General features: G+C 71.3%; 22 protein-coding genes. 7 read left to right on the forward strand and 15 right to left on the reverse strand.

The annotated features are described in order from the left end of the window. Nucleotides 1-28: 28 nt before the first annotated feature. Complete coding sequence (locus FHU34_RS28565; protein ID WP_145785278.1) at nt 29-1,135, reverse strand: FAD-dependent monooxygenase; 1,107 nt, start codon at nt 1,133-1,135, stop codon at nt 29-31. Between the two features lie 301 nt (nt 1,136-1,436). Here FHU34_RS28565 and FHU34_RS28570 point away from each other — a divergent pair, with 301 nt between their 5' ends. Then, nucleotides 1,437-2,561 carry a glycoside hydrolase family 12 protein gene (locus FHU34_RS28570; protein ID WP_145785279.1) on the forward strand — a complete coding sequence of 375 codons (1,125 nt, stop codon included), beginning with the start codon at nt 1,437-1,439 and terminating at the stop codon, nt 2,559-2,561. A gap of 74 nt (nt 2,562-2,635) precedes the next feature. On the opposite strand, the gene FHU34_RS28575 is transcribed toward FHU34_RS28570, so the two are convergent. The 4 genes from FHU34_RS28575 to FHU34_RS28585 form a co-directional block, all read right to left on the reverse strand. Further along, nucleotides 2,636-3,229, reverse strand: a complete 594-nt coding sequence (locus FHU34_RS28575) for a hypothetical protein (protein WP_145785280.1) — start codon at nt 3,227-3,229, stop codon at nt 2,636-2,638. 83 nt (nt 3,230-3,312) lie between these two features. Continuing rightward, the gene (locus FHU34_RS28580) at nt 3,313-4,278 is read right to left on the reverse strand and encodes a golvesin C-terminal-like domain-containing protein (protein WP_145785281.1); all 966 of its coding nucleotides are present in this window, start codon (nt 4,276-4,278) and stop codon (nt 3,313-3,315) included. Then, a complete protein-coding gene (locus tag FHU34_RS33150; protein WP_167524917.1) occupies nt 4,278-4,430 on the reverse strand; it encodes a hypothetical protein in 153 nt (50 codons plus the stop codon). Before FHU34_RS33150 ends, FHU34_RS28580 begins: the two co-directional genes overlap by 1 nt. Before the next feature lie 126 nt (nt 4,431-4,556). Next, entirely contained in the window at nt 4,557-5,345 is a 789-nt protein-coding gene (locus FHU34_RS28585; protein WP_145785282.1) for an aldo/keto reductase, read from the reverse strand. A 94-nt stretch (nt 5,346-5,439) separates the two neighbouring features. Between FHU34_RS28585 and FHU34_RS28590 the strand changes: the two genes are divergently transcribed. Then, on the forward strand, nt 5,440-6,489 hold the full coding sequence (locus FHU34_RS28590; RefSeq protein WP_145785283.1) for a DNA polymerase ligase N-terminal domain-containing protein: 1,050 nt from the start codon (nt 5,440-5,442) through the stop codon (nt 6,487-6,489). Between the two features lie 14 nt (nt 6,490-6,503). After that, nucleotides 6,504-7,694, forward strand: coding sequence for a threonine synthase (locus FHU34_RS28595; RefSeq protein ID WP_145785284.1), 1,191 nt, complete (start codon nt 6,504-6,506; stop codon nt 7,692-7,694). Between the two features lie 42 nt (nt 7,695-7,736). On the opposite strand, the gene FHU34_RS28600 is transcribed toward FHU34_RS28595, so the two are convergent. From FHU34_RS28600 to FHU34_RS28615, 4 genes are all read right to left on the reverse strand, one after another. Continuing rightward, nucleotides 7,737-9,104, reverse strand: coding sequence for a pectate lyase (locus FHU34_RS28600; protein WP_145785285.1), 1,368 nt, complete (start codon nt 9,102-9,104; stop codon nt 7,737-7,739). A gap of 259 nt (nt 9,105-9,363) precedes the next feature. Then, on the reverse strand, nt 9,364-11,163 hold the full coding sequence (locus tag FHU34_RS28605; RefSeq protein WP_145785286.1) for a glycoside hydrolase family 15 protein: 1,800 nt from the start codon (nt 11,161-11,163) through the stop codon (nt 9,364-9,366). Nucleotides 11,164-11,211: 48 nt separating this feature from the next. Continuing rightward, a complete protein-coding gene (locus tag FHU34_RS28610) occupies nt 11,212-11,604 on the reverse strand; it encodes a cupin domain-containing protein (protein WP_145785287.1) in 393 nt (130 codons plus the stop codon). Between the two features lie 271 nt (nt 11,605-11,875). Further along, complete coding sequence (locus FHU34_RS28615) at nt 11,876-12,754, reverse strand: sulfotransferase domain-containing protein (RefSeq protein ID WP_145785288.1); 879 nt, start codon at nt 12,752-12,754, stop codon at nt 11,876-11,878. Nucleotides 12,755-12,845: 91 nt separating this feature from the next. Between FHU34_RS28615 and FHU34_RS28620 the strand changes: the two genes are divergently transcribed. Continuing rightward, complete coding sequence (locus FHU34_RS28620) at nt 12,846-13,913, forward strand: beta family protein (protein WP_208745098.1); 1,068 nt, start codon at nt 12,846-12,848, stop codon at nt 13,911-13,913. Between the two features lie 9 nt (nt 13,914-13,922). On the opposite strand, the gene FHU34_RS28625 is transcribed toward FHU34_RS28620, so the two are convergent. Then, nucleotides 13,923-14,204 carry an adhesin gene (locus tag FHU34_RS28625; RefSeq protein ID WP_145785289.1) on the reverse strand — a complete coding sequence of 94 codons (282 nt, stop codon included), beginning with the start codon at nt 14,202-14,204 and terminating at the stop codon, nt 13,923-13,925. A gap of 193 nt (nt 14,205-14,397) precedes the next feature. Then, on the reverse strand, nt 14,398-15,471 hold the full coding sequence (locus tag FHU34_RS28630; RefSeq protein ID WP_145785290.1) for an NAD(P)-binding domain-containing protein: 1,074 nt from the start codon (nt 15,469-15,471) through the stop codon (nt 14,398-14,400). Between the two features lie 104 nt (nt 15,472-15,575). Here FHU34_RS28630 and FHU34_RS28635 point away from each other — a divergent pair, with 104 nt between their 5' ends. After that, entirely contained in the window at nt 15,576-16,292 is a 717-nt protein-coding gene (locus FHU34_RS28635; protein ID WP_145785291.1) for an MIP/aquaporin family protein, read from the forward strand. 66 nt (nt 16,293-16,358) lie between these two features. After that, the gene (gene dacB / locus FHU34_RS28640; protein ID WP_145785292.1) at nt 16,359-17,942 is read left to right on the forward strand and encodes a D-alanyl-D-alanine carboxypeptidase/D-alanyl-D-alanine endopeptidase; all 1,584 of its coding nucleotides are present in this window, start codon (nt 16,359-16,361) and stop codon (nt 17,940-17,942) included. Between the two features lie 48 nt (nt 17,943-17,990). Here dacB and FHU34_RS28645 read toward each other — a convergent pair whose 3' ends face one another. The 3 genes from FHU34_RS28645 to FHU34_RS28655 all read right to left on the reverse strand — a co-directional run bounded on the left by FHU34_RS28645 (nt 17,991) and on the right by FHU34_RS28655 (nt 20,165). Continuing rightward, complete coding sequence (locus FHU34_RS28645) at nt 17,991-18,317, reverse strand: hypothetical protein (protein ID WP_208745099.1); 327 nt, start codon at nt 18,315-18,317, stop codon at nt 17,991-17,993. Between the two features lie 102 nt (nt 18,318-18,419). Further along, a complete protein-coding gene (locus FHU34_RS28650) occupies nt 18,420-19,424 on the reverse strand; it encodes a hypothetical protein (protein ID WP_244311868.1) in 1,005 nt (334 codons plus the stop codon). A 147-nt stretch (nt 19,425-19,571) separates the two neighbouring features. Next, complete coding sequence (locus FHU34_RS28655; protein ID WP_145785293.1) at nt 19,572-20,165, reverse strand: pentapeptide repeat-containing protein; 594 nt, start codon at nt 20,163-20,165, stop codon at nt 19,572-19,574. Between the two features lie 85 nt (nt 20,166-20,250). Here FHU34_RS28655 and FHU34_RS28660 point away from each other — a divergent pair, with 85 nt between their 5' ends. Further along, nucleotides 20,251-21,483 carry a serine hydrolase domain-containing protein gene (locus FHU34_RS28660; RefSeq protein WP_145785294.1) on the forward strand — a complete coding sequence of 411 codons (1,233 nt, stop codon included), beginning with the start codon at nt 20,251-20,253 and terminating at the stop codon, nt 21,481-21,483. Between the two features lie 27 nt (nt 21,484-21,510). On the opposite strand, the gene FHU34_RS28665 is transcribed toward FHU34_RS28660, so the two are convergent. After that, a complete protein-coding gene (locus FHU34_RS28665) occupies nt 21,511-21,975 on the reverse strand; it encodes a PPOX class F420-dependent oxidoreductase (protein ID WP_145785295.1) in 465 nt (154 codons plus the stop codon). Nucleotides 21,976-22,008 lie beyond the last annotated feature (33 nt).

Genomic DNA, 22,008 nt, shown 5'->3' on the forward strand with positions numbered 1-22,008 from the left:
GGGTGGCGTGACACGATCTACAACGGGTCTACAGCGGGCCGAGCAGCAACCGGTAGTGCTCCCCGAAGATCCGGCCGCCGCGTCCGCGCAGCAGGGGGTCGCGCAGCGCCGGCGGCACGTCCCTGGTCCGGTTGCGGTCTCGGGTCCGGTCCCGCACCCATCGGGTACGCGGACGGCGACGACTCTCGTACGCGACCAGGGCCGCGTCGACACTGTTGGCGGCGCGCAGCGACTCGGCCAGCACCACCGCATCCTCCAGTGCCATTGCCGCACCCTGGGAGAGCGTCGGCGCGGTGGCGTGCGCGGCGTCGCCGACCAGCAGCACCCGTCCCCGGTGCCAGCGGCCCAGCTCCACCTCGTCGGTGATCCCGACGTGCACCTCGTCGAGGGCAGCGAGCACCTCGGGCACCGGGCCCCGGTAGTCGGCGAAGAGTTCACGCAACCGTGCGAGGGGCTCGGCGGGCTCCTCGGTGCCGGCCTCGTCGGCGTACAGGTGCAGTCGCCCGGCACCGATCGGCACCATCAGGAAGCCGGAGCGCTGGCCGAGCAGGGCGGTCCACTCGGTGACCGGTGGGCCGTCCCGCAGCACGGCCCGGTAGACCACCTGCCCGACCGGCCGGGGCGGCCCTCCGAGCGCGGCCAGCGCCCGCACCGAGGAGCGCGGTCCGTCGGCGCCGATGACCAGGTCGTACTCGGTGGTGGTGCCGTCGGTGAAGGTGACGCCGACCGCGCCGGGCAGCAGCTCCAGGGTGCGGACCTCGGCGCCGTGCCGGACGGCCCCGCCGGCGCCGCTGAGCAGCACCCGGTGTAGGTCGGCCCGGGGCAACGCACGACACTCGCCGACACCCGCCCAGAGGGTGTCGAGGTCCACCTCGCAGAGGTGCGCGCCGGCGGCGTCGAAGAAGTGCTGCCGGTGGATCACCTGCCCGAGCGGACGGACCGGGTCGTGCAGGTCGAGCCGGTGCAGCGCGCGGGCGGCGTTGCCGGGCAGGTAGAGGCCGGTTTCGGTGGACTCTCCCGGCGGCAGCTTGTCGGTGACGTCCGGCCGGAAGCCCGCCAGGCGCAGCGCCCGGGCCACGGCGAGGCCAGCGATGCCCGCGCCGACGACGAGGATGCGCAGGGGGGAGCCACCCATGGTGGTGTACGCCTCCGGAGGGGGAGCGGAACGCGTTGGAGGCAACACGCTACTCGGAGCTATTGCCCCACACCAGGCCCCAATCGGCCGTCTCGGCAGGGCTCGTCGGCGGTTCGCGTCGCTTAGCTGGCTGTCGGTTGACAGCCGTCCGGCGGGGGCGTGGCAATCCTCACAATTCGCCAGTTTGACGCATGCAGTTGCGCCTTAGTTTCAAGCATGTAAATGTGTCGTTGAGCGTGGGAGCGCTCCCGCACCACCCCACCACATCCGGCGCCCGGCACGCGCCGAGTCAAGGAGCGTCATGAAACGTCAACTTCGGGCCCTGGCCGCCGCCGGGCTCCTCCTCACCAGCTCACTGGTGGCCGTGGCCCTCGGCGGCAACGCCTCCGCCGACACCCTGATCTGTGAGCAGTACGGCTCGACCACCATCCAGGGTCGCTACGTGGTGCAGAACAACCGCTGGGGCACCACCGCCCAGCAGTGCATCAACGTCACCAACAACGGCTTCGAGATCACCACGCTGAACGGCAGCAGCCCCACCAACGGGGCGCCCACGGCGTACCCCTCGGTGTTCTTCGGTTGTCACTACACCAACTGCTCCCCCGGCACGAACCTGCCGATCCAGGTGAGTCAGATCAGCAGCGCCACCAGCAGCATCTCCTACCGGTACGTCAGCGGCGCCACCTACAACGCGTCGTACGACATCTGGTTGGACCCGTCGCCCAAGCGGGACGGCGTGAACCAGATGGAGATCATGATCTGGCTCAACCGGCAGGGCCCGATCCAGCCCATCGGCTCGGTGGTCGGCAGCGTCAACCTGGCCGGCCGCACCTGGGAGGTCTGGCGGGGCAGCAACGGCTCCAACAACGTCATCTCCTACGTCGCGTCGTCCGCGATCTCCAGCCTGAACTTCAGCGTGCTGGACTTCATCAACGACACCCGCAACCGTGGCGCGATCACCAACTCCTGGTACCTGACCAGCATCCAGGCCGGCTTCGAGCCGTGGCAGGGTGGCGTCGGCCTCGCGGTGACCTCGTTCTCGGCCAACGTCAACGGCGGTGGCAACCCCACCAACCCGCCGCCGACCACGCCGCCGCCGAGCGGTGGCGCGAGCTGCGCGGTGAAGTACACGGCGAACTCGTGGAACAACGGCTTCACGGCCGACGTGCAGGTGACCAACACCGGGTCCAGCGCGATCAACGGCTGGACGCTGAACTACTCGCTGCCCAGCGGGCAGACCGTCACCAACGCGTGGAACGCCACGGTCAGCCAGAGCGGCTCCGCGGTAACCGCCCGCAACGTCGGTCACAACGGGTCCATCGCGCCCGGTGGCACGGCCAGCTTCGGCTACCAGGGGACCCTGAACGGGTCGTACTCGTCGCCGAGCAGCTTCTCGCTCAACGGGGCGACCTGCTCACGCAACTGAGCGACACGGCCGGGGCCGTGCGGTGGCGATCAGGTGGTCACCACCGCACGGCCCCGGTGTCGGTCCCGGTCTGCTCAGACGGCCGGCGGGATGCTCCGCGTCCGGGACAGCTTGCCGAAGCTGGTCGCCGGATCGTCGTACGTGCTGCCGAAGCCGCTGCCCGAGACGGTCGTCCAGGCGGACGTGGTGATGTGGACGGTGCCGTCCTCCCCCGTCCACCGCTCGCGCTGGAGCGGCTCGTCGTTTGCCACCCAGGTGACCTTGAGAGTGGTGCTGCCCGTGCTCTCCTGCCGCTCGCCGCAGATCTCGTCGCCGTCGACGACGTCGCAGTGCTGCCGAGACTCCTGGTAGGGCACCGTCGCGGTGAGCTTCGCGCCCGTCAACGAGAACGAGAAACGGGTGACCGGCACGTCGTACGCGCGGCGGGAGACGCTGTCACAGCCGTACACGCCGTCGGTGACGCCACACGTGCTCTTCTGCCACTCGACGTCGACGACGGTGTCGCCGACCGCAGGCCGGCTCACGTCGACGAACATGCTGCCGTCGCCGTCGAAGTGGGCGTGTGCGTGGCGGCTGACGCTGTCGGCGGCCTGCGCCGGGCCGGCAAACAGAGTGACCGTCGCGGCGACGGTCATGCCGGTCGCCAGGATGGTGCGGAAGCGGATCACGTTGCTCCTTACTGAGGCGGAGCGATGACCTTAGATCAACGATCCGACATCCGCTGCCCGATTCTGTCGGGCGGCGGATGCGGTCAGACCCGGGTGAGGCGTACGGCGTCGGCGATGACCAGACCGGTGGCGTTGCTCCACCGGCTCACCGCCACCCGGTTGGCGTCACCGGCCGGCAGCGCGAACGTGCCGAGGACCCGCCACTGCCCGCCGGTCGCCCGCTGGTCGACGTAGACGGTCCGGTTGCCGGAACTGGTGGCGACGATGTACGGGGTGGCGCTGTTGTAGCCGCTGTTCGTCGGCCACCATGCCTCGACCCGGTAGTTGCCGGCCGCCGGCACGTTGAACCGGTACCAGGCGGGGTCGCTGGCGGCGACCGGGTCGGCGTACCGGTAGTCAGCGCCGTACCGCTGGCTGGAGTAGGTCGAGACACCCCAGCTGGCGCTGGCGGTGAACCGGCCGGCGGTGGTGTTGTCCACCGTGGAGGACCAGGCCGTGCCGCTGCCGGCCATCTTCGCCGCGACGTCGGCCCTCATCACGTTGAGGTCGATGAAGGAGGGGTCGATCTTGCCGGTGGTGCTGGTCTCCCGGTGCCCGCGGGCATAGCTGCTGTCGCGGCCGAGGCGGGTGAGCACGGCGGCGGTGGCGGCGATCGACGCGTTGTACTGCGCGGCGGTCATCTCCTGGTTGACGCCGTTGTAGTCGATCTCCCACCCGATCATCAGGGTGTTGCCGTCCCCGGACGGAATCGGCCCGCTGCCACCACTGACCCCGGCGTGGTTGCAGCGGCCGGCGGAGATGACGTGGAAGACACCGTTGTAGTCGACGAGCGCCTGACACAGCGGCCCGGGCAGGTCGGACCGGCCGTTGATGCAGATGCCGAGCGCCGGGTGCGGGTTGCTGGCGCTACTGGTGGAGGCGGTGTGGTGCCAGAGCACACCGATCGGGTCGAAGGAGCCGGGTCGCATCCGGTTGAGCCAGTCGCCCTCGACGACGACCTGGACCCCGGCGCCGCGCAGCACGTCGACGAGCCAGGGAATGGTCGCCATCAGGCGTCCTGGAGCAGGTCGGCGAGGCACTCGGCCTGCGGTGCGGCGTTCGCCGGCCGGGGGCGGGCGGCGACTGTCAACGCGGCGACCACCAGGGCGGGGATGCCGAGCACCCCGCGGCGGCGTAGACGGATGGATGGTGATCGGGTCATGGCGATCCTCCAGCGACGGCGGGCACGAACGGATCGACGATCGTGATGACGGGCACGCTATACCGTCACGAACGTCGATGTCGATACCCTTCATCGCCAAGGCGATGACTGAAGGAAACCGCCGTGTCAGGCGTCGCCGAGCGCGTCGATGTCGCGCATCTCCTCCGCCGTCAGCGAGAAGTGGAAGACGTCGAAGTTGGCGGTGATCCGCTCCGGCGTCACCGACTTCGGGATCGCCACGATCTCGTGGTCGATGTGCCAGCGCAGCACCACCTGCGCCGGGGAGACGTCGTGCGCCGCCGCGATCCTGGTCAGTACCGGGTCGCTGAGGTCACTGGTCTTGAACGGGCTGTACCCCTCCAGCACCACTCCCCGGTCCCGGTGCTCGGCGTGCCGCTGCCGGTCGTACAGCGCCGGACTCCACTCGATCTGGTTGACCGCCGGGTTCTCCTCGGTCGACTGGATCAACTCGTCGATCTGCCCGGTGCTGTAGTTGCTGACGCCGATCGCCCGGGTCAGGTTCTCGTCGCGGGCGGCCAGCAGCTCGCGCCACAGCGGGATGCTGTCCGTCGGCGACGACGGCGGCCAGTGGATCAACCAGAGGTCCAGGTGGTCGACACCGAGCGCCTCCAGGCTGGCCTCCAACGTCGCGCGCTCCTGGCCCACCCGGTTCGGCGGGAGCTTGGTGGTGATGAAGATGTCCTCGCGGCGCAGCCCGCTCTCCTGCACCGCCCGGCCGACCTCCCGCTCGTTGCCGTACACGGTGGCGGTGTCGATGTGCCGGTAGCCGGTGTCGAGCGCGGCCAGCACGGCGTCGTAGCCGGCCTGGCCGGTGGCCTGCCAGGTGCCGAAGCCGAGCAGGGGCATCCGCACGTCACCGGGGAGCAGGGCAGCGGGCTGGTCGGTGAGGTCCATGAGGTCCGTTCTACCCCGCCGAGCCCTCTGCCGCCGAGCGAACCGGACACTCCGGCGTCCAGCGCGACGGTCCGGTTTGCCGGAGAATGCGGGTGTGACGGACCGGTTGGAGGAGTACCGGCGACGACGGGACGCGACCCGGACACCGGAGCCCGTGCCGGAGCGGAGCCCCACGGCCGCCGGCCCGGACGGCGACACGGCCCGCTTCGTCATCCAGCAGCACCACGCCCGCAGCCTGCACTGGGACCTGCGCCTGGAACACGACGAGGTGCTCGCGTCCTGGGCGGTGCCGCGTGGCCTTCCCCGCGACCCGGGCCGCAACCACCTTGCCGTTCATACCGAGGACCACCCGATGGAGTACCTTGACTTCGCCGGCGAGATCCCCGCGGGCGAGTACGGCGGCGGCCGGATGCTGATCCACGACCGGGGCACCTACCGGTGCGAGAAGTGGCGTGACGACGAGGTGATCGTGACGCTCTCCGGTGACCGCACCGCCGGCCGTTACGTCCTCTTCGCCACCGGCGGCCGGGACTGGATGGTCCGGCGCACCGACCCGCCGCCGCCCGGATGGACGCCGATGCCCGATCTGGTCCGCCCGATGCACGCCACGCCGGCCGCCAGGCTCCCCCGCGACCGGGCCGCCTGGGGGTACGAGCTGCGGTGGGACGGGGTCCGGGCGATGGCGTACGTCTCCGGTGGGCGGCTGCGGCTGCTCTCCGAGACCGACGAGGAGATCACCGGCGGGTATCAGTGGCTGCGGGCCATGGCCGAGGCGCTCGCGCCCACCGAGGCGGTGCTCGACGGTGTGCTGGTGCGCATCGACAGCGCCGGCCGGGTGCGCCCGGTCCGCCCGGCCACCGGCAGCCGGGTTCCCGCCGGCGCCCAGTACCTGGTCGTCGACCTGCTCTGGCTGGAGGGCGTGAGCAGCGTCGACGTGCCGTACGCGCAACGCCGGGAGCTGCTCGATGGGCTGGCCTTGGCGGGTACGCACTGGCAGACTCCGCCGTGGTTCCCCGGCGCGGGCGACGAGGCCCTGCGCGCCGGGCAGGAGCAAGGCCTGCCGGGCGTGGTCGCCAAGCGGCTGGACTCGGTCTACGAGCCGGGGCTGCGCAGTCGGCACTGGCTGAGCGTCGACGCGGTCTGACGGCGAGGAGCGACGTGTACCTGACCCACCTGGACTGCCCGCGCTGCGGGCGCGAGCACGCCTCCGACCAGTTGCAGAACCTCTGCGAGTGCGGCTCGCCACTGCTGGCCCGCTACGACCTTCCGGCGGTGGCGAAGGCTGTCACCCCGGAACGCTTCCCGCTGCGCCCGGCCGACCTGTGGCGCTACCGGGAGCTGCTGCCGGTCGGCGATCCACGGCACGTCACGACGCTCGGTGAGGGCTGGACGCCGCTGCTGCGCGCCCCCGCGTACGGCGCCGAGATCGGCATCACGGACCTGATGATCAAGGACGAGGGGTTGATCCCGACCGGCTCGTTCAAGGCACGGGGCGCGGCGGTCGGGGTGAGCCGGGCCCGTGAGCTGGGCGTCGAGCGGATCGCCATGCCCACCAACGGCAACGCCGGATCGGCCTGGGCCACGTACGCCGCGCGGGCCGGGATGGGCGCGACAATCGTCATGCCGCTGGAGGCGCCGGGCATCTGCCGACGCGAGTGCGTCGCCGCCGGCGCGGATCTGCGCCTGGTCGACGGGCTGATCAGCGACGCCGGCCGGCGGGTGGCCGAGCTGATCGCGGAGTCGAACGGAACGATCTTCGACGCCGGCACGCTGCGCGAGCCCTACCGGCTCGAGGGCAAGAAGACGATGGGGTACGAGATCGTCGAGCAGCTCGGCTGGCAGGTCCCCGACGTGATCATCTACCCGACGGGGGGCGGTGTCGGCCTGATCGGCATCCACAAGGCGATGCACGAGCTGCGCGAGCTGGGCTGGGTCGGTGACAAGCTGCCCCGACTGGTGGCCGTGCAGTCGACCGGCTGCGCGCCGATCGTTCGCGCGTTCGCCGCCGGGGCGGACCGGGCGGAGCCGTGGGAGGACGCGCACACTGTGGCGTTCGGCATCACCGTGCCGGCCCCGCTGGGCGACGAGCTGATCCTGGCGGCGTTGCGGGAGTCGTCCGGCACCGCCGTGGCTGTCGACGACGCGGACCTGCTGGCCGACCTTCGGGAGTTCGCGGGCCGGGAGGGTTTGCTGCTCTGCCCCGAGGGCGCGGCCTGTCTGACGGCGGCGCGGCAACTGCGCGCCGGCGGGTGGATCCGCGCCGGCGAACGGGTGGTGGTCCTCAACACCGGAGCGGGACTGAAATATCCGGACACTGTCGACGTGTCCGGCGTACCCGTGCTGGCGTGAGAGCCGGCACCCCGCGGGCCGCGGGGTGCCGGCGTGCGGTGCCTACTGGTAGGTGATGTCGGAGGGTGAGTAGAGGCAGTTGACGCCGTCCGCGCCCTCGCCGATCTCGGTCGGCTCGCTGCCCTTCGGTACGCCCTTGTACTTGACGCAGATCGACGTCTCCCGGTCCGGGTCGCCGACGATGGTGATCCGGCTGAACCGGGCGGTGTCGCCCCAGTTGGTGTTGATGCCGGCGATCGCGTCGGTGTTCCGGACGGTCACGTTGTCGATCACCACGTGCCGCTGGTACGACGTCGAACAGTTGCCGCAGGCGCGGTAGAGCTTGCCGGCGTTCTCCACCCGGAAGTTCTTGATGTAGACGGTGCCCGAGCCGTTGTGCTGGAAGACCTTGTCGCTGGCCGAGCGGGCGCCGCCGCCGTCGACGGTGTACGTGGTGCCGCCCCGGAAGGTGGCGGCGTCCTCGCCGACGTCCTCCCACCAGACGTTGATCAGGGTGCAGTTGCCCTCGCAGTGCACGCCGTCGCCGGCCGGCGCACCGATGACCACGTTGCGGAGGGTGGCGCCGGCGGCCAGTTCGAACATCGGGTCCTGGCTCTCGCTCTGCCCGCCGTCACCGATGCCGTAGTAGCGCTTGAGCCCGCCGTCGAAGCTGCCGGACACGGGGATCGTGGCGTCCACCTTCTGGCTGCCCGTGGGCGTCGGCCAGCCTGCGGGAGGCGGAGTGGTCGGCGGTGGCGTGGTGGTGGGTGGTGGCGTGGTGGTGGGCGGCGGCGTGGTCGGGGTGCCACCACCGGAGGAGTCGACCAGCACGTCGTCGAAGCCGCCACTGGCGTACGCGGTGACCAGGCCGATCCGGCCCGCGCCGGTCAGGCTGTTGCTGCCGGAGGCGATCTGCGTGCCGTTGACGAAGCCACGGATGGTGCTGCCGCTGGCCTCGATGCGCACTGTGTACCAGGTGCCGGTGCCGACGCCCAGCGACGCGGACCCGATCGCTGTGACGGAGCTGCCGTTGACCGCCTGCAGCTCGGCGCGACCGGAGCCGAGCAGGGCCAGCCGGTACATCTTGGTGCTGCTGGTGGACCGCGCGGCCAACCCGACCAGGGCGCTGGACGAGCCGAAACTCGCCGGCCGGACCCGGGCCTGTACGGAGTAGTCGGTCCAACTGGTCTGGCCGGCGAACTGCCGGGCCAGTTCGCTGCCGGCGTTGGACTGGTTGAGCACGCCCGAGCCGTCGACAGTCCAGGTGCCGCCGGACTTGGACCAGCCGGACGTGTTGCCGTCGTTGAAGTCGTCGTTGAAGACGGTGGCCGCGAAGGCCGAGGTCATGCCTGCGGCGAGGGCTGCCACGGTCACGGCGGCGCCCACCGCCAGCAGGAGTGGTCGTCGGCCGGGGGATCGTCTCTTCTGCACAGTTGTCCTCCTTGACGCATGTGGTGGCGATCCCTCGACGGCCCGCCTGGGGACGTGTCGACACGGCGGTGCCCTCGTCTGGGATCGGTGCGTACCCCGGGTCGGATGCCCGGATCCGAAGCGGGGTGAAGCGGGAGAAAAGACCTTGGGAAAGGGCTTTCCCGCTGTTTCGAGGCTAGGACTGCGCAAGCATCACCGTCAATGCCTGGCGCTTGCAGGTCTGTTGCAGGATTTCGACCGGGAGAAGTCCCCCGACCGGTCAGAAACTGTCCGGCTCGGTCAACCGCCAAGCCGCGTTGATCAGCCCGATGTGCGAGAGCGCCTGCGGGGTGTTGCCGAGCTGCGCCCCGGTGGTCAGGTCGATCTGCTCGCTGAACAGTCCCACGTCGTTGGAGAACCCGATCACCCGCTCGAACAGCGCCTCGGCCCGCTTCGGCTCCCCCGCCATCACCAGGCACTCCACCAGCCAGAACGAGCACAGCAGGAAGCCGGCCGGGTCGGTCGTCCACCGACGCAGCAACCCGCTCTCGGTACCCAGGTCCCGCTCGACCATCTCGATGGTCGAGCGCATCCGCGGGTCGGTGGCCGGCAGAAAGCGCGCCACCGGCATGGCGAGCACCGAGGCGTCCAGCTCCGGCGACCCGAACGCCCCGGTGAAGGCCCCGATCCGCTCGTTCCACCCCTCGCGCAGCACGGTGTCCCGGATCTCGTCGCGTACCGCTGCCCAGCGGCGCGGGTCGGCCCGGTCGCCGAGCCGGTCGGCGAGCCCCACCGCCCGGTCCAGCGCCAGCCAGCAGGACACCTTGGACGAGACGTAGTGCCGCTCCTCGTCCCGGGTCTCCCAGATGCCCCGGTCCGGCAGACGCCAGGTCGCGGCCACCTGCTCGGCCAACCCGAGCACCATCTCCTGCAACTCGCCCTCGAACCTCGCGCCGAGGTAGTCGCGCAGCCGCCACACCGCCGACATCACCTCCCCGGGCACGTCGAGCTGCCGCTGCCGCCAGGCGTCGTTGCCGACCCGGACCGGCCGACTGTCGCGGTATCCGCGCAGGTGGTCGCAGTGGTGCTCGGAGATGTCCCGCTCACCCTCCAACCCGAAGAGCACCGGCACGGGTTCGTCGCCGAACCGGCCGATCGAGCGGGTCGCCCAGGCGAACAGCCGCGTCGTCTCGTCGGGACAGGCCGCCACCCAGAGCGCGCGCATCGTCAACGAGAAGTCCCGCAGCCACGAGTAGCGGTAGTCGTAGTTGCGGTCGCCGCCGACCTGCTCAGGCAGCGAACTGGTCAGCGCCGCGGCGACCGCGCCACTGCGGGAGTACGTGAGGCCGGTCAGGACCGTCGCGCTGTGCCGGACGAGTTGGGGGTACCGCCCCTTGTAGATGTGCGTGTCGCGGAACGCCTGCCACGCCTGCGTCGTCTCGGCGAGGGCGGTCAACGGCTCCATCCGCGCCGGCGGAGAGCCGTACGCCTCACCGAACGCCACGTCCATCCCGATCACCTGACCGGCGGAGATCTCGAACTCGTGGCTGACCCGGTCGACGTCCGCCCGCAGGTCCAGGTCGTCGGCGCGCAACACCAGCACCACCGGGCCCGCGCCGGCCAGCACACTGCCGTCGGGCTGCTCGTGCAGGTACGGCGTGAGCAGGCCGTACTCGGGTCGGGGCACGAAGTCGAGCGCCATCCGCACCCGCCCGGACAGCCCCTGCACCACTCGGATCAGTACGGCGGGCGAGTTCTTGCCCAGCTCGTGGGCACGGGCCCCGACCTCGGCGGCGAGGGCGTCGGTGACCGCCACACTGCCCTGCGGCGTGTGATGCACCGTCCGGAGCACCAGGGAGTCCGGCAGGTACGCCCGCTCCATCCGATACCCCGGTCCGCCGACGCCCACCGGCGTCAGTGTGAAATGCCCGGCGCCCGGGTCGAGCAGCCGCCCGAACACGGAGGCTCCGTCGAACCGGTGCGGGCACCACCAGTCGACCGACCCGTCCTTGCCGACCAGGGCACCCGATCGAGAGTCCGAGAGGAATGCGTAGTCGGAGATCGCCGGCTGCTGCTCCACCCGCCGCGGGTACCCGCATCGGACCGGATCAGGCAGCCGGCGGCTGGATCACTCGGTGGGTGGCTCGTCCTCGCCTGCCGCCTCCGCCGCGTCGGCCTCCTCCTTGGTGCGGTGCACGGCCTGGTCGGCGTGCTCCGGCGGGCCGTAGACGGTGTACAGCACCAGCGGGTTGGGCCCGGTGTTGACGAAGTTGTGCTTGGTGCCGGACGGCACCACGACCAGGTCGCCCGCGGCGACCTTCTTCTTCTCACCGGCGACCTGGGCCTCGCCGACGCCGCTGACGAACGTCAGGATCTGGTCGATGCCCTCGTGGACCTCCTCGCCGATCTCACCACCGGCGGGAATGGTCATGATGACCAACTGGGTGTGCTCACCGGTCCACAGCACCCGCCGGAAATCCGGGCTCTTCTCGGCGACGGTCGCGATCGTGAAATGCTCCATGCCCCGCTCATACCCCGTTCGGCAGCGCGCCACGCCGGGACTCGCAGATGGTGGAATTCCCCACGTTCGGCGGGTTTGGATCCGCACTGACCGGGGATCGACAACCCGACCGGCACGAACGGCCGGTCGAGCCAGGTCCCCGCCGGCGTACCGCCGAACGGCTGCGGTGGTGGGAGACGGCCAGAGCGCGGCGACGTTGCGACCACGGTCCAACGGCGCCGCGCGCTCGTTCCCCCCACCCCACGTCGATCATGGGGTACCGGGGGTCGGGTCAGCGGTGCAGCCAGGTGAGCAGGTCGGGCGGGGCCAGTGCCGCCACACGCTTCTCGTAGCCGGCCTGCGCGTTGGCGTCCAACAGATCGCGGCCCTGGCCTGAGCCGCCCTGACGGAAGAAGGCCCGGCGGTCGCGCAGCACACCGAGCGTGTCCGGAGCGAGCCGGTCGGCGCGCTCCCGCATCCGACCGAAGGTCGCCGCCTCCACCAGCTCCGGCCCCGGACTCGGAAGCTCCCACCGGTCGGCGAGCCGGCGCATCTCACCGCCCAGGTCGGCCAACAGGTCGTCGTAGTGCACCAGCTCGACGTTGGGCTCGTGTCGGCGCGCCCAGGCGTCGGTCAGGTGCAACATCACCCCGGGCAGCGAATCCAGCTCGGCGCGCGGGTCCACCTCCTGGTCGACCCAGCTGCGCAGCCACTGCTCCACCGGCACGCGCTCCCGGGTCGGCCCGGAAGGGGCCGGCTGGCCGGTCAGCTCCGCGAGGCGCGCCCGGTCCAGGTTGCCCGCCTGGTGGTAGAGGGAAACCGCCATGTCCAGCGGGTGCCGGGCCACCACCACGTAGTGCGCCCGGGGGTCGAGAGGCACCCCGTCCAGCGGGGTGTGTGTCTTGATGAACCGCCGGTGCGGCTGCGCGGCCAGCCTGTCGAACACCACGTCACGGGGTTCGGCAAGCCAGTCCAGCCAGGGCGATAGCACATTCAGCGGCGCCGGCAGCTCAGGAGTGCCCAGCACCAGCAGCGCGCAGATCATCTGCATCCAGGTGGTGCCGCTCTTGGACCGGGTGCTGATCACGATGTCGCCGTCGCGGAACGGGAATCCGGCCCACCGGCCGCTGTCCTCGTCGTCGGAGCGGTATCGGTGCGCTGGCTCAGGCATCGGAGGAGCGTAGTCGCCGAAGCGACAGTCGAGCAGCCGAATTCCGACTCCATGAGCTGTGACATATGCGCATGCCTGGCTAGATTGAAGTATGGTGCCCGCCCCCGGGAGCCGGGCGGCGGAACCGGTTTACCGACCCATCCTCGCCTGCCGGCGCGGTGAGCTGGATGCCCTCAGCCACCTCGACGAAACGGCCACCGCACGTGTCGCCCCGATCCTGGAGATCGGCACCGTCGACAGAACCACAGTGGACGTTCTGCGCCGACTACCACCCGGGCTCCTGCCGGCCGTCGACGTCAGCGCCCTCCCCGACAGCCGCGCAGCGGAGCTGAGCCGCTGGGGCGTACCACTGGTGCCGGTCATCGGTCTCGCGGAGAGCGACCATCGGCTGGTCGCGCACGGCGCGGCGGCACGGGCGTGCGGCCGGCGGGCGCTGATCCGCCTGCGGGCCGGACAGGACCGGGCCGGGCCAAACGAGAGCACCGCCGCCGCCGAACGGGTCTGGCGGTCCACCGACCTCGTCCCGGAGGAGTGCGACCTGCTGGTGGACACGGGGGACGTGTGCTGCCCGGCGGATGTGCGGGCGGCCGAACCGCGGGTGCGCCGCCTGCTCGAATGGGCGCGCCGGCACGCCTGGCGCTCGGTGACCGTGGCAGCGGGTGGAATGCCGTCGACGTTGTCCCGGCTGCCCACCGACGAGCCGATCCGGTTGGACCGCTGGGACTGGCAGCTCTGGCAACGGCTGGCCGACACCGGGGTCGACTACGGCGACTACGGAGTCCACCCGGCCGTGTCCGGCAGCGGTGATCCTGGTGACCGGCTGCCGACGGTGCGGTACACCGACGACGGCAGCTGGTGGATCTACCGCTGGGCGCGGCGAGGTGGCCGGGGCGACGAGCGGTTCGCCGACCTGTGCCGCACGCTGGTGTCGTCGCCGCACTGGCCGAGCACCGGCGCGGCGTTCTCCTGGGGTGACCACGAGCTGCTCCGCCGGGCCCGCCGGGGCGCCGGTGCCGGTTCGGCCGCCAACTGGGCGGCCTGGAGCACCTCACACCACCTGGCGTACGTGCTCGCCACGCTGTTGCGCCCGGACGGCGACACCGCGCCGAGGTGGAATCCCCGGCCCGATCCGCCACAGCGCGGACGCTCGCTGCGGTGAGACGGGTGACTACTGCTTCTCGGTGAAGCCGAACTGGATGATGCCCTCGTCGTCGACGGTGGCGTCCACCGAGGCGTCGCCGAGCAGTTCGGCGGCGTCCTCGTCGAGGAAGATGCGGGCGCCCTGGTTGTCGACCACCCGATCGCCCTGCGCCGGCTCGGGCACCAACTCCACCGAGAGCGAGCCGGCCTCGGTGTCGGCGGCGATACGCACTCCGCCGCCCTCGGCGACGTCCTGCTGGTTGGCGAGGTCACGGATGACGAGCACGGCATTGTCGGTCATGGTGAGCATGAGTGGAACTCCTCGTGGAATCTCGGCTCCCGCTCGAAACCCTCGCAGACCGGCTGATCGGTCCGCGTACGAGCGCATCTGGGAGGCGACAGAAGGGGCGAACGGTCATCGCCGTCGCATCGAATCGGGGCAGCTGAGGGCCCCGCCACCTCCACCGTGCCCGCCGACCGGCGATCCGTCAAATAGAGCCAGGTCAGTCGAGAGCGGGGGCCGGGGCCAGCCAGGCGCGAATCTCGTTGACCGCCGCGCGGCCGGCCCGGTTGGCGCCGATCGTGCTGGCCGAGGGGCCGTAACCGACCAGGTGAATCCGCTCGTCGGCGACCACCCGGGTGCCGTCCATCGTGATACCGCCGCCCGGCGCGCGCAGCCCCAGCGGGGCGAGGTGGTCGATGGCGGCGCGGAAACCGGTGCACCAGAGGATCACGTCCGCCGGTACGAACCGCCCGTCCGCCCAGGCCACCCCGTCGGGTGTGATCCGGTCGAACACGGGTAGCCGGTCGAGGACGCCCCGCTCACGCAGCCGGCGTACCTCCGGCGTGACCGGCAGCCCCGTCACGCCCACCACGCTGCCCGGTGGGCGACCTTCGCGTACCGCCTCGTCCACCCGGGCCACCGCGGCGCGGCCCAGTTCCGGGCCGAACTCCTCGTCGCGGAACTCCGGCGGTCGGCGGGTCACCCAGGTGGTGGCCGCCGCGACTGTGGAAACCTCCCCGAGCAACTGCACGGCGGAGGTGCCCCCACCGACGACCACCACCCGCAGGCCGGTGAACTCGGCCGGCCCCCGGTAGTCGGCGGTGTGCAGTTGCCGGCCCCGGAACGATGCCCGGCCCGGGTAGTGCGGCCAGAACGGCCTGGTCCAGGTGCCGGTCGCGTTGATCAGAGCCCGGGCGACCCACCGGCCCTGGTCGGTGTGCACGTCCAGCCGCCCGTCCGGGCGGGAACCCACCGCACGGACCCGCACCGGACGTCGTACCGGCAGCTCGAATGTCCTCTCGTACGCGGCGAAGTAGGCGCGCACCTGCTCGGCCGCCGGACGGTGGGGCTGCACTGGCGGAAGGGGCAGCCCGGGCAGGTCGTGGAAGCCGTGCACCCGGTCGAAGACGAGCGTCGGCCAGCGGTGCTGCCAGGCCCCGCCCGGTCCGTCGTCGCCGTCGAGGATGACGAAGCCGCTGCCGGGCCGGAAGCCGGTCCGGCGCAGGTGGTAGCCGGCGCTCAAGCCTGCCTGACCGGCGCCGATCACCACGACGTCCGCTGAGTGGGTGTCCACATGGTGTGCAACACCGTGGTCGGCACCGCTGTGCCCGCGTTGGGCCGTCGCGCCGATCACAGGTTTTCGGCAATGACCTCCTGACCTGCGCCTACGCTGAGTGGATGAGCGACTTCCGTCGGTATGCGGCCGAGTTCCTCGGCACTCTGCTGCTCGTCTTCTTCGGAGTGGGCAGCGCCGTCGCCGCACGGGTTCAGGGCGGCGTGGTGGTGGTCGCGCTGGCCTTCGGTTTCGTGATGGTCGCTCTCGTCTACACGATCGGCCCGCTCTCCGGAAGTCACGTCAACCCGGCGGTGACACTCGGTGTGCTGCTCTCCGGAAAGATCTCGGTGCTCGGCGCGGTGGCGTACTGGATCGCCCAGTTCGTCGGCGCGACCGTGGCGGCCTTCGTGCTCTGGGCGCTGACCCGCTGGGGCGATGTCGCGGACCAGACCGGGGCACTGGGCACGAACGGTTACGGCGCCCACATCAACCGGGGCGGCGCGGCGGTGCTGGAGGTCGTGCTGACCTTCCTGTTCGTCCTCGTCGTCCTGGTGGTGACCAGTCGGAGCGAGAACCCGGGGACCGCCGGGCTGGCCATCGGGTTGGCCCTCGCAGCGACCCAGCTGGTGGGCGTGACGCTGACCGGCGCGGCGGTCAACCCGGCTCGCGCGTTCGGCCCAGCGGTCTTCGAGGGCGGCGTGGCCCTGCGGCAGCTTTGGGTGTTCATCGTCTTCCCGCTGCTCGGCGGGGCTCTGGCCGCCCTGGTCGCACCGATGGTGATGGGGGCGCAGCGGCACTACTGGGGCGGACACGAGAAGTCGGTCGGACGACCGACGTAGCCCAATTGGCAGTAACTTTCGCGTGGCGCTCTTCTCCGGCGATTATCTTCGTGGCAGCATCAGCGCATGCATCGCCGTCATTTTGTCCGGGCCCTCGCGCTGCTCACGTTGGCCGCCACCGCGGCCACCACCGGCGCGTCGGGTGCCACGGCCGAGTCGCCCACCCCCGCGACGACCCGACTGCACGACACCATCGACACGGTCCTCGCCGACGCCCGCCTCGGCGGGGCGCAGGCGTCGGTGGTCGTGGTCGACACCAGCACGGGGCAGACGCTCTACGACCGCAACGGCGACCGCCGGCTGATCCCGGCCTCCAACACCAAGCTGATGACCTCGACGGCGGCCCTCGGGCTGCTCGGGTCGGGGCACCGCTTCACCACCGACGTGCACACCAGCGGCAAACGCCGCGCCGGCCTGCTCACCGGCAACCTCTACCTGCGCGGTGGCGGTGATCCGACCATGCTCGCCGCCGACTACGACGCGCTCGCCGCCCAGGTCGCCGCCGACGGGGTACGGGTGGTCACCGGCAACCTGGTCGCCGACGACACCCGCTACGACCACACCCGCCTCGGCCCTGACTGGACCTGGGACGACGAGCCCTACTACTACGCCGCGCAGGTCTCCGCGCTGACCGTCGCCCCGGACACCGACTACGACGCCGGGACGGTGATCGTGCAGGCCGCACCCGCCGGCCGGGCCGGTGCCCCGCCGGTGGTCAGCACCACCCCGCCGACCGGATACGTTCGCGTCGACAACCGGGCCGTGACGGTCGCCGAGGGCGAGACCTCGATCTCCATCGAGCGCGAACACGGCGGTAACACAGTGGTGGTGACCGGCCAGATCGCCGTCGGAGACGAGCCCGCCAGTGACTGGGTGACCGTCTGGGAACCCACCGGCTACGCGGCCGACGTGTTCCGGGCGGCGTTGCACAGGCACGGCGTCCGGGTGATCGGCCGGACCGTGCTGGGCCAGGCCACCCCGGAGACCGCCCACCCGGTGGCCCGGCACGACTCGATGAGCCTCGGCGAGCTGATGACACCGTTCCTCAAGCTCTCCAACAACGGGCACGCCGAGGTGTTGACCAAGGAAATCGGCCGGGTGCTGAGCGGTTCGGGCACCTGGACCGCCGGCATGACCGCGATCAGCGAGTACGTCGCCGACACCGGGATGGACACCGGGCGACTACGCCAACGCGACGGCTCCGGGCTGTCCCGGCGCAACCTGGTCCCGGCGGCGGAGTTCGTGGACCTGCTGAACGCCGTACGCGCCGAACCGTGGTTCGAGACCTGGTACGCGGCCCTGCCGATCGCCGGGCAACCCGAGCGGTTCGTCGGCGGCACTCTCCGGAGCCGGATGGCCGGCACCCCCGCGGCCGGCAACGTACACGCGAAGACCGGCAGCCTGACCGGTGTCTCCGGACTCTCCGGCTACGTCACCAGCGCCGACGGCCGGCTGCTGGCGTTCGCCATCCTGCTGAACAACTACCTGACGGCGTCGGTCAAGCCGTTGGAGGACCAGATCGCTGTGGCACTGGCCGGTTTCCGCGCGGACGGTACGAGCACCGCCCGGATGGCACCGCCGGCGGTGCCGGAGACTCCGCGGACCCCGGAGGGCGTCGAGTGCTCCTGGGTCAAACCGATCACCTGTTGAGTGGGCGGCCGGGAGGCGCGGGCTGGCGCCTCCCGGCCGGACGCGCGCTCAGGCCGGACGCTTCGGTGGGGGGACCACCGCCGTCGGGTCGCCGCGCTCGATGAGGGCGGCGATCTCGGCGGCCCGCAGCCCGCGCAGTGCCAGCACCCGGGTGCCCCAACGGTGCAGGCGACACGGGTGCGGGCTGGCATCGTTGCGGCAGACCACTCCCCCGGACCACCGCCGGGGGGCGTGCACCACCACCGCCCGTACCGCGAACTGGGTGTCCTCGCCCGTCACGTACGGCGGCAGGGGGATGTCGCGGAGCACCTCCCCGGACGCTTCAGCGGCACCGGACGAAGCGGCGCGATGGACGCGGTGGGCGGTACTACTCATCTCCGCTGCCTCCACACTGGATGGTCGAATGGGGACAGCAGAAAGCTACGACCTCCTCGACCGTCGGCGACGGACAAACTGTCCCGCTGTGTGGTTGGTCGGTCAGCGCACCGCCACGGCCTGGAGGCCGACGTTGCCGCAGTGCGGCGTGAAGACCTTCTCGACTTTCCAGGTCAGCAGCAGTCGGGCGCCCTTCGGCACCGTGAACTTGATGGTGAACTGAGCGCTCTGACTCGTGTACGGGTCCTCCAGCACCGCGCTGCTGGCGGGCCCGCCGGTGGACAGTCGAGCCTCCAGGCGCCCCCGGGCCATCCAGATGCCGCCGTAGAGGTGGACCGTGCGCGACTCGCCGCTGCCGGCGACGGCGAGGGAGAACCCGTTTCCGGCGCCGCAGGTGTAGACACCCTCTGAACTGTCCCGCACGGACCGCTGCGACGAGCCGTCGGACCACCGGACGTGCTCCTGGTTGCCGTCCCAGGCGACGCGGGTGCCGGCGCCACCCTCGTCGGCGATCTCCCCGGAACCCGCCCGCTTGCGGACCGTCGAGTTGCCCCCGCGCTGCCCCCAGTGCATCCAGTCCCGGGCACCCACGGCGGTCAGGTTGACCTCGGCGGGCATCTCCCCCCGGGTCACCGACAACTCTGGCGACTGCTGTGACGGTGGCGGCGGGGCCGGCGCGGTCGTGGACGGTGTCGGGTCGGGCGAGGGCGGGCGCTGGCGCGGACGCAGGCCGGGCTCCGCCGGGCCCGCGTCACCGGTGCGCCCGTCGGTGGCCGGGAAGCCGGGAGAACGGGCGACGACCCCGGTGACGCCGCCGGAGCGGCCCGCCTGGTCGTCGTCGGGCGCCGGTTCCGACCGGAAGCTCAGGTACGAGATCAACGCCGCCAGGCAGGCGAGGACGACGACCCCCTCCACTGCCCAACGCCGGCGCTGCCGGGCACGGGCGACCCGGCGCAGCGCGGCGCGGGTCTGACCGGAGGTGACGGCACCCGAGCGATGCTTCGCCGATGCGTCCTCGGCACCCGAATCAGTCCGCGTGCGGTCTTCGTCCGCCACCGACCCCTCCAACTCCACCACCCGGCCGCCGCCGACCGCAGCGGATCGCACCGTCCACTGTGGGCCGTTTCGCGTTCGTACCGGTGTGGACGACACGCTAGATCCGGACTGCCGGACGTGTCCAGCCCGCAGCCGGACGATGCCCGGCGTCCCGCCCGCGTGGACGGGTACTTCGGCAGGCCACGAACGCCGCTCGGGTCAGCCGATCCGAAAACCGAGCAACTGCGCGATGACCACGGCCTGCCCGACGTCGACGATCGCGCCGGCCCGCTCGACGACCGTCGGGTCGAGCGCGGTGAGGTCGCTGCCCCGCAGGTCGGCGCCACCGAGCCGTACGTTGAGCAGTTGGGCGCCGGACAGGTCGACGCCGGTGACGGTGGCGCCGGTCAGGTTGGCCCGGGTCAGGTCCACCTCACGCATCCGCACCCCGGTCAGCCGAACGCCCCGCAGGTCGGCGCCGGGCAGCGCGACGAAGGACCAGTCACCGCCGTCGACAGTCAACGGGCGCAGGTCGCAGTCGACGAAGGTGCTGCCGACCAGTTTGCAGCCGGTGAACTCGGCCTCGAAGAAATTGCACCGGCGGAAGACGCACCGGGTGAAGGCCGAGTCGACATGCCGGGACGCGTTGAACCGGACGTTGCCGAACGTGCACCCGGTGAAGACCGCTCCCCGACTCACCGCCTCGGTCAGGTCCACGTCGAAGAACTCACAACTGACGAAGTGCCGGTCGGTCAGCTCCTCGCCGTACCAGTCCTCGTTGCGGAAGGTCACGTCCTCGGTCAGCTCCGGCATTCGGCCAGGTTAGTGGTCAGCGGCGACAGCCGAGCCGAGGCGACCCCCTTCCAGCGCCGGCATACCGCCGAGTAGGTTCGGCGGCGTGAGTGTGGCGCGGAGCAAGGACCCGGATCAGATCGGTTTCGACCCGGCGCGGTTGGCGCGGATCGACGAGCACTTCGGCCGGTACGTGGACGACGGCCGCCTGGCCGGTTGGCAGGTGGTGGTCACCCGCCGCGGCGAGGTGGCGCACTCCTCGACGTACGGACTGCGGGACCGGGAGTCGGGCGCGCCGGTCGAGGCGGACACGCTCTGGCGGATCTACTCGATGACCAAGCCGGTCACCTCGGTCGCGGCGATGATGCTCTGGGAGGAGGGCCGGTTCGAGCTGACCGACGAGATCAGCCGCTGGCTGCCGGAGTTCGCCGATCTGCGGGTCTACTCCAAGGGGTCGGCGCTCAAGCCGTACACAGTGCCGGCGGTCGAACCGATCCGGGTCTGGCACCTGCTCACCCACACGGCCGGCCTGACGTACGGCTTCATGCAGACCTCGGTGGTCGACGGCCTGTACCGGGCCGCCGGTTACGACCTGTACCCGCCGGCGGACGTCGACCTGGCCACCGCCTGCGCGGTCTTCGGCGAACTGCCACTGCTGTTCCAACCCGGCTCCGCCTGGGGTTACTCGGTCGCCACCGACGTGCTCGGTCGGCTCGTCGAGGTGATCTCCGGCCAGAGCCTGGACGCGTTCTTCGCCGACCGGATCTTCGGCCCGCTGGGCATGACCGACACCCGTTGGTGGGTGGACGGCGACGAGGCCGACAGGTTGGCCGCCCTCTACGTACCGGAGCCGCGTAGCGGAAAGGCCGTCCGTTACGACAGCCTCGGCGCACTCGCGTTCCGCAAGCCCGCCCTGCTGTCCGGTGGCGGCGGTCTGATCTCCAGCGCGGCCGACTACCACCGCTTCACCCAACTGTTGCTGCGCGGCGGCGAACTGGACGGCGTCCGGCTGCTCGGGCCCCGCACGGTGCGGTTCATGACCCGCAACCACCTGCCCGGGGGTCAGGACCTGGGCACCCTGTCCACCGGCGGCTTCGCCGAGACGACGCTGGACGGGATCGGCTTCGGCCTCGGCTTCGCGGTCGTCGACGACCCGGTCCCCAGCCGGGTGCCGAGCAGCGTCGGCGAGTACTACTGGGGTGGGGTGGCCAGCACCGCGTTCTGGGTCGACCCGGCCGAGGAGATCACCGCGTTGCTGTTCACCCAACTGATGCCGTCGAGCACCTACCCGCTCCGCTCCCAGCTGCGCCAGCTCGTCTACGCCGCTCTGCTCGACTGAGGGGTGTGGGGTCCACCGAACGAAGGGTCAGTCGGCGAGGCGGGCGGGGAAGCCGCCGGTGGCGATCGGGCCCCACGCGTCGATGGTGACCCGGATCAGCGACTTGCCCTGGCGCACCATCGCCGCCCGGTAGTCGTCCCAGTCCGGGTGCTCACCGGAGATGCTGCGGAAGTAGTCGACCAGTGGCTCCAGCGCCTCGGGCAGGTCGAGCACCTCGGCGGTGCCGTCGATCTGCACCCAGGGGCCGTTCCAGTCGTCGCTGAGCACGCACGCCGACACCCGGGGGTCCCGGCGAATGTTGGTCACCTTGGCCCGCTCCGGATAGGTCGAGACGACCAGCCGGCCCTGCCCGTCGATGCCGGCGGAGACCGGGGAGGACTGCGGTCGCCCGTCGGCCCGGGTGGTCATCAGCACGACGCGGTGTCGTGGCCGGAGGAAGTCGAGCAGGTCGTCCCGGTCGACCCGGGTGTTCCGTGCGATGCTGCGCGCCATTCGTCGTTCCTACCAGGGCACGCGTGCGGGGGC

It is taken from the genome of Micromonospora taraxaci (assembly GCF_007830095.1).
GTDB lineage: Bacteria > Actinomycetota > Actinomycetes > Mycobacteriales > Micromonosporaceae > Micromonospora > Micromonospora taraxaci.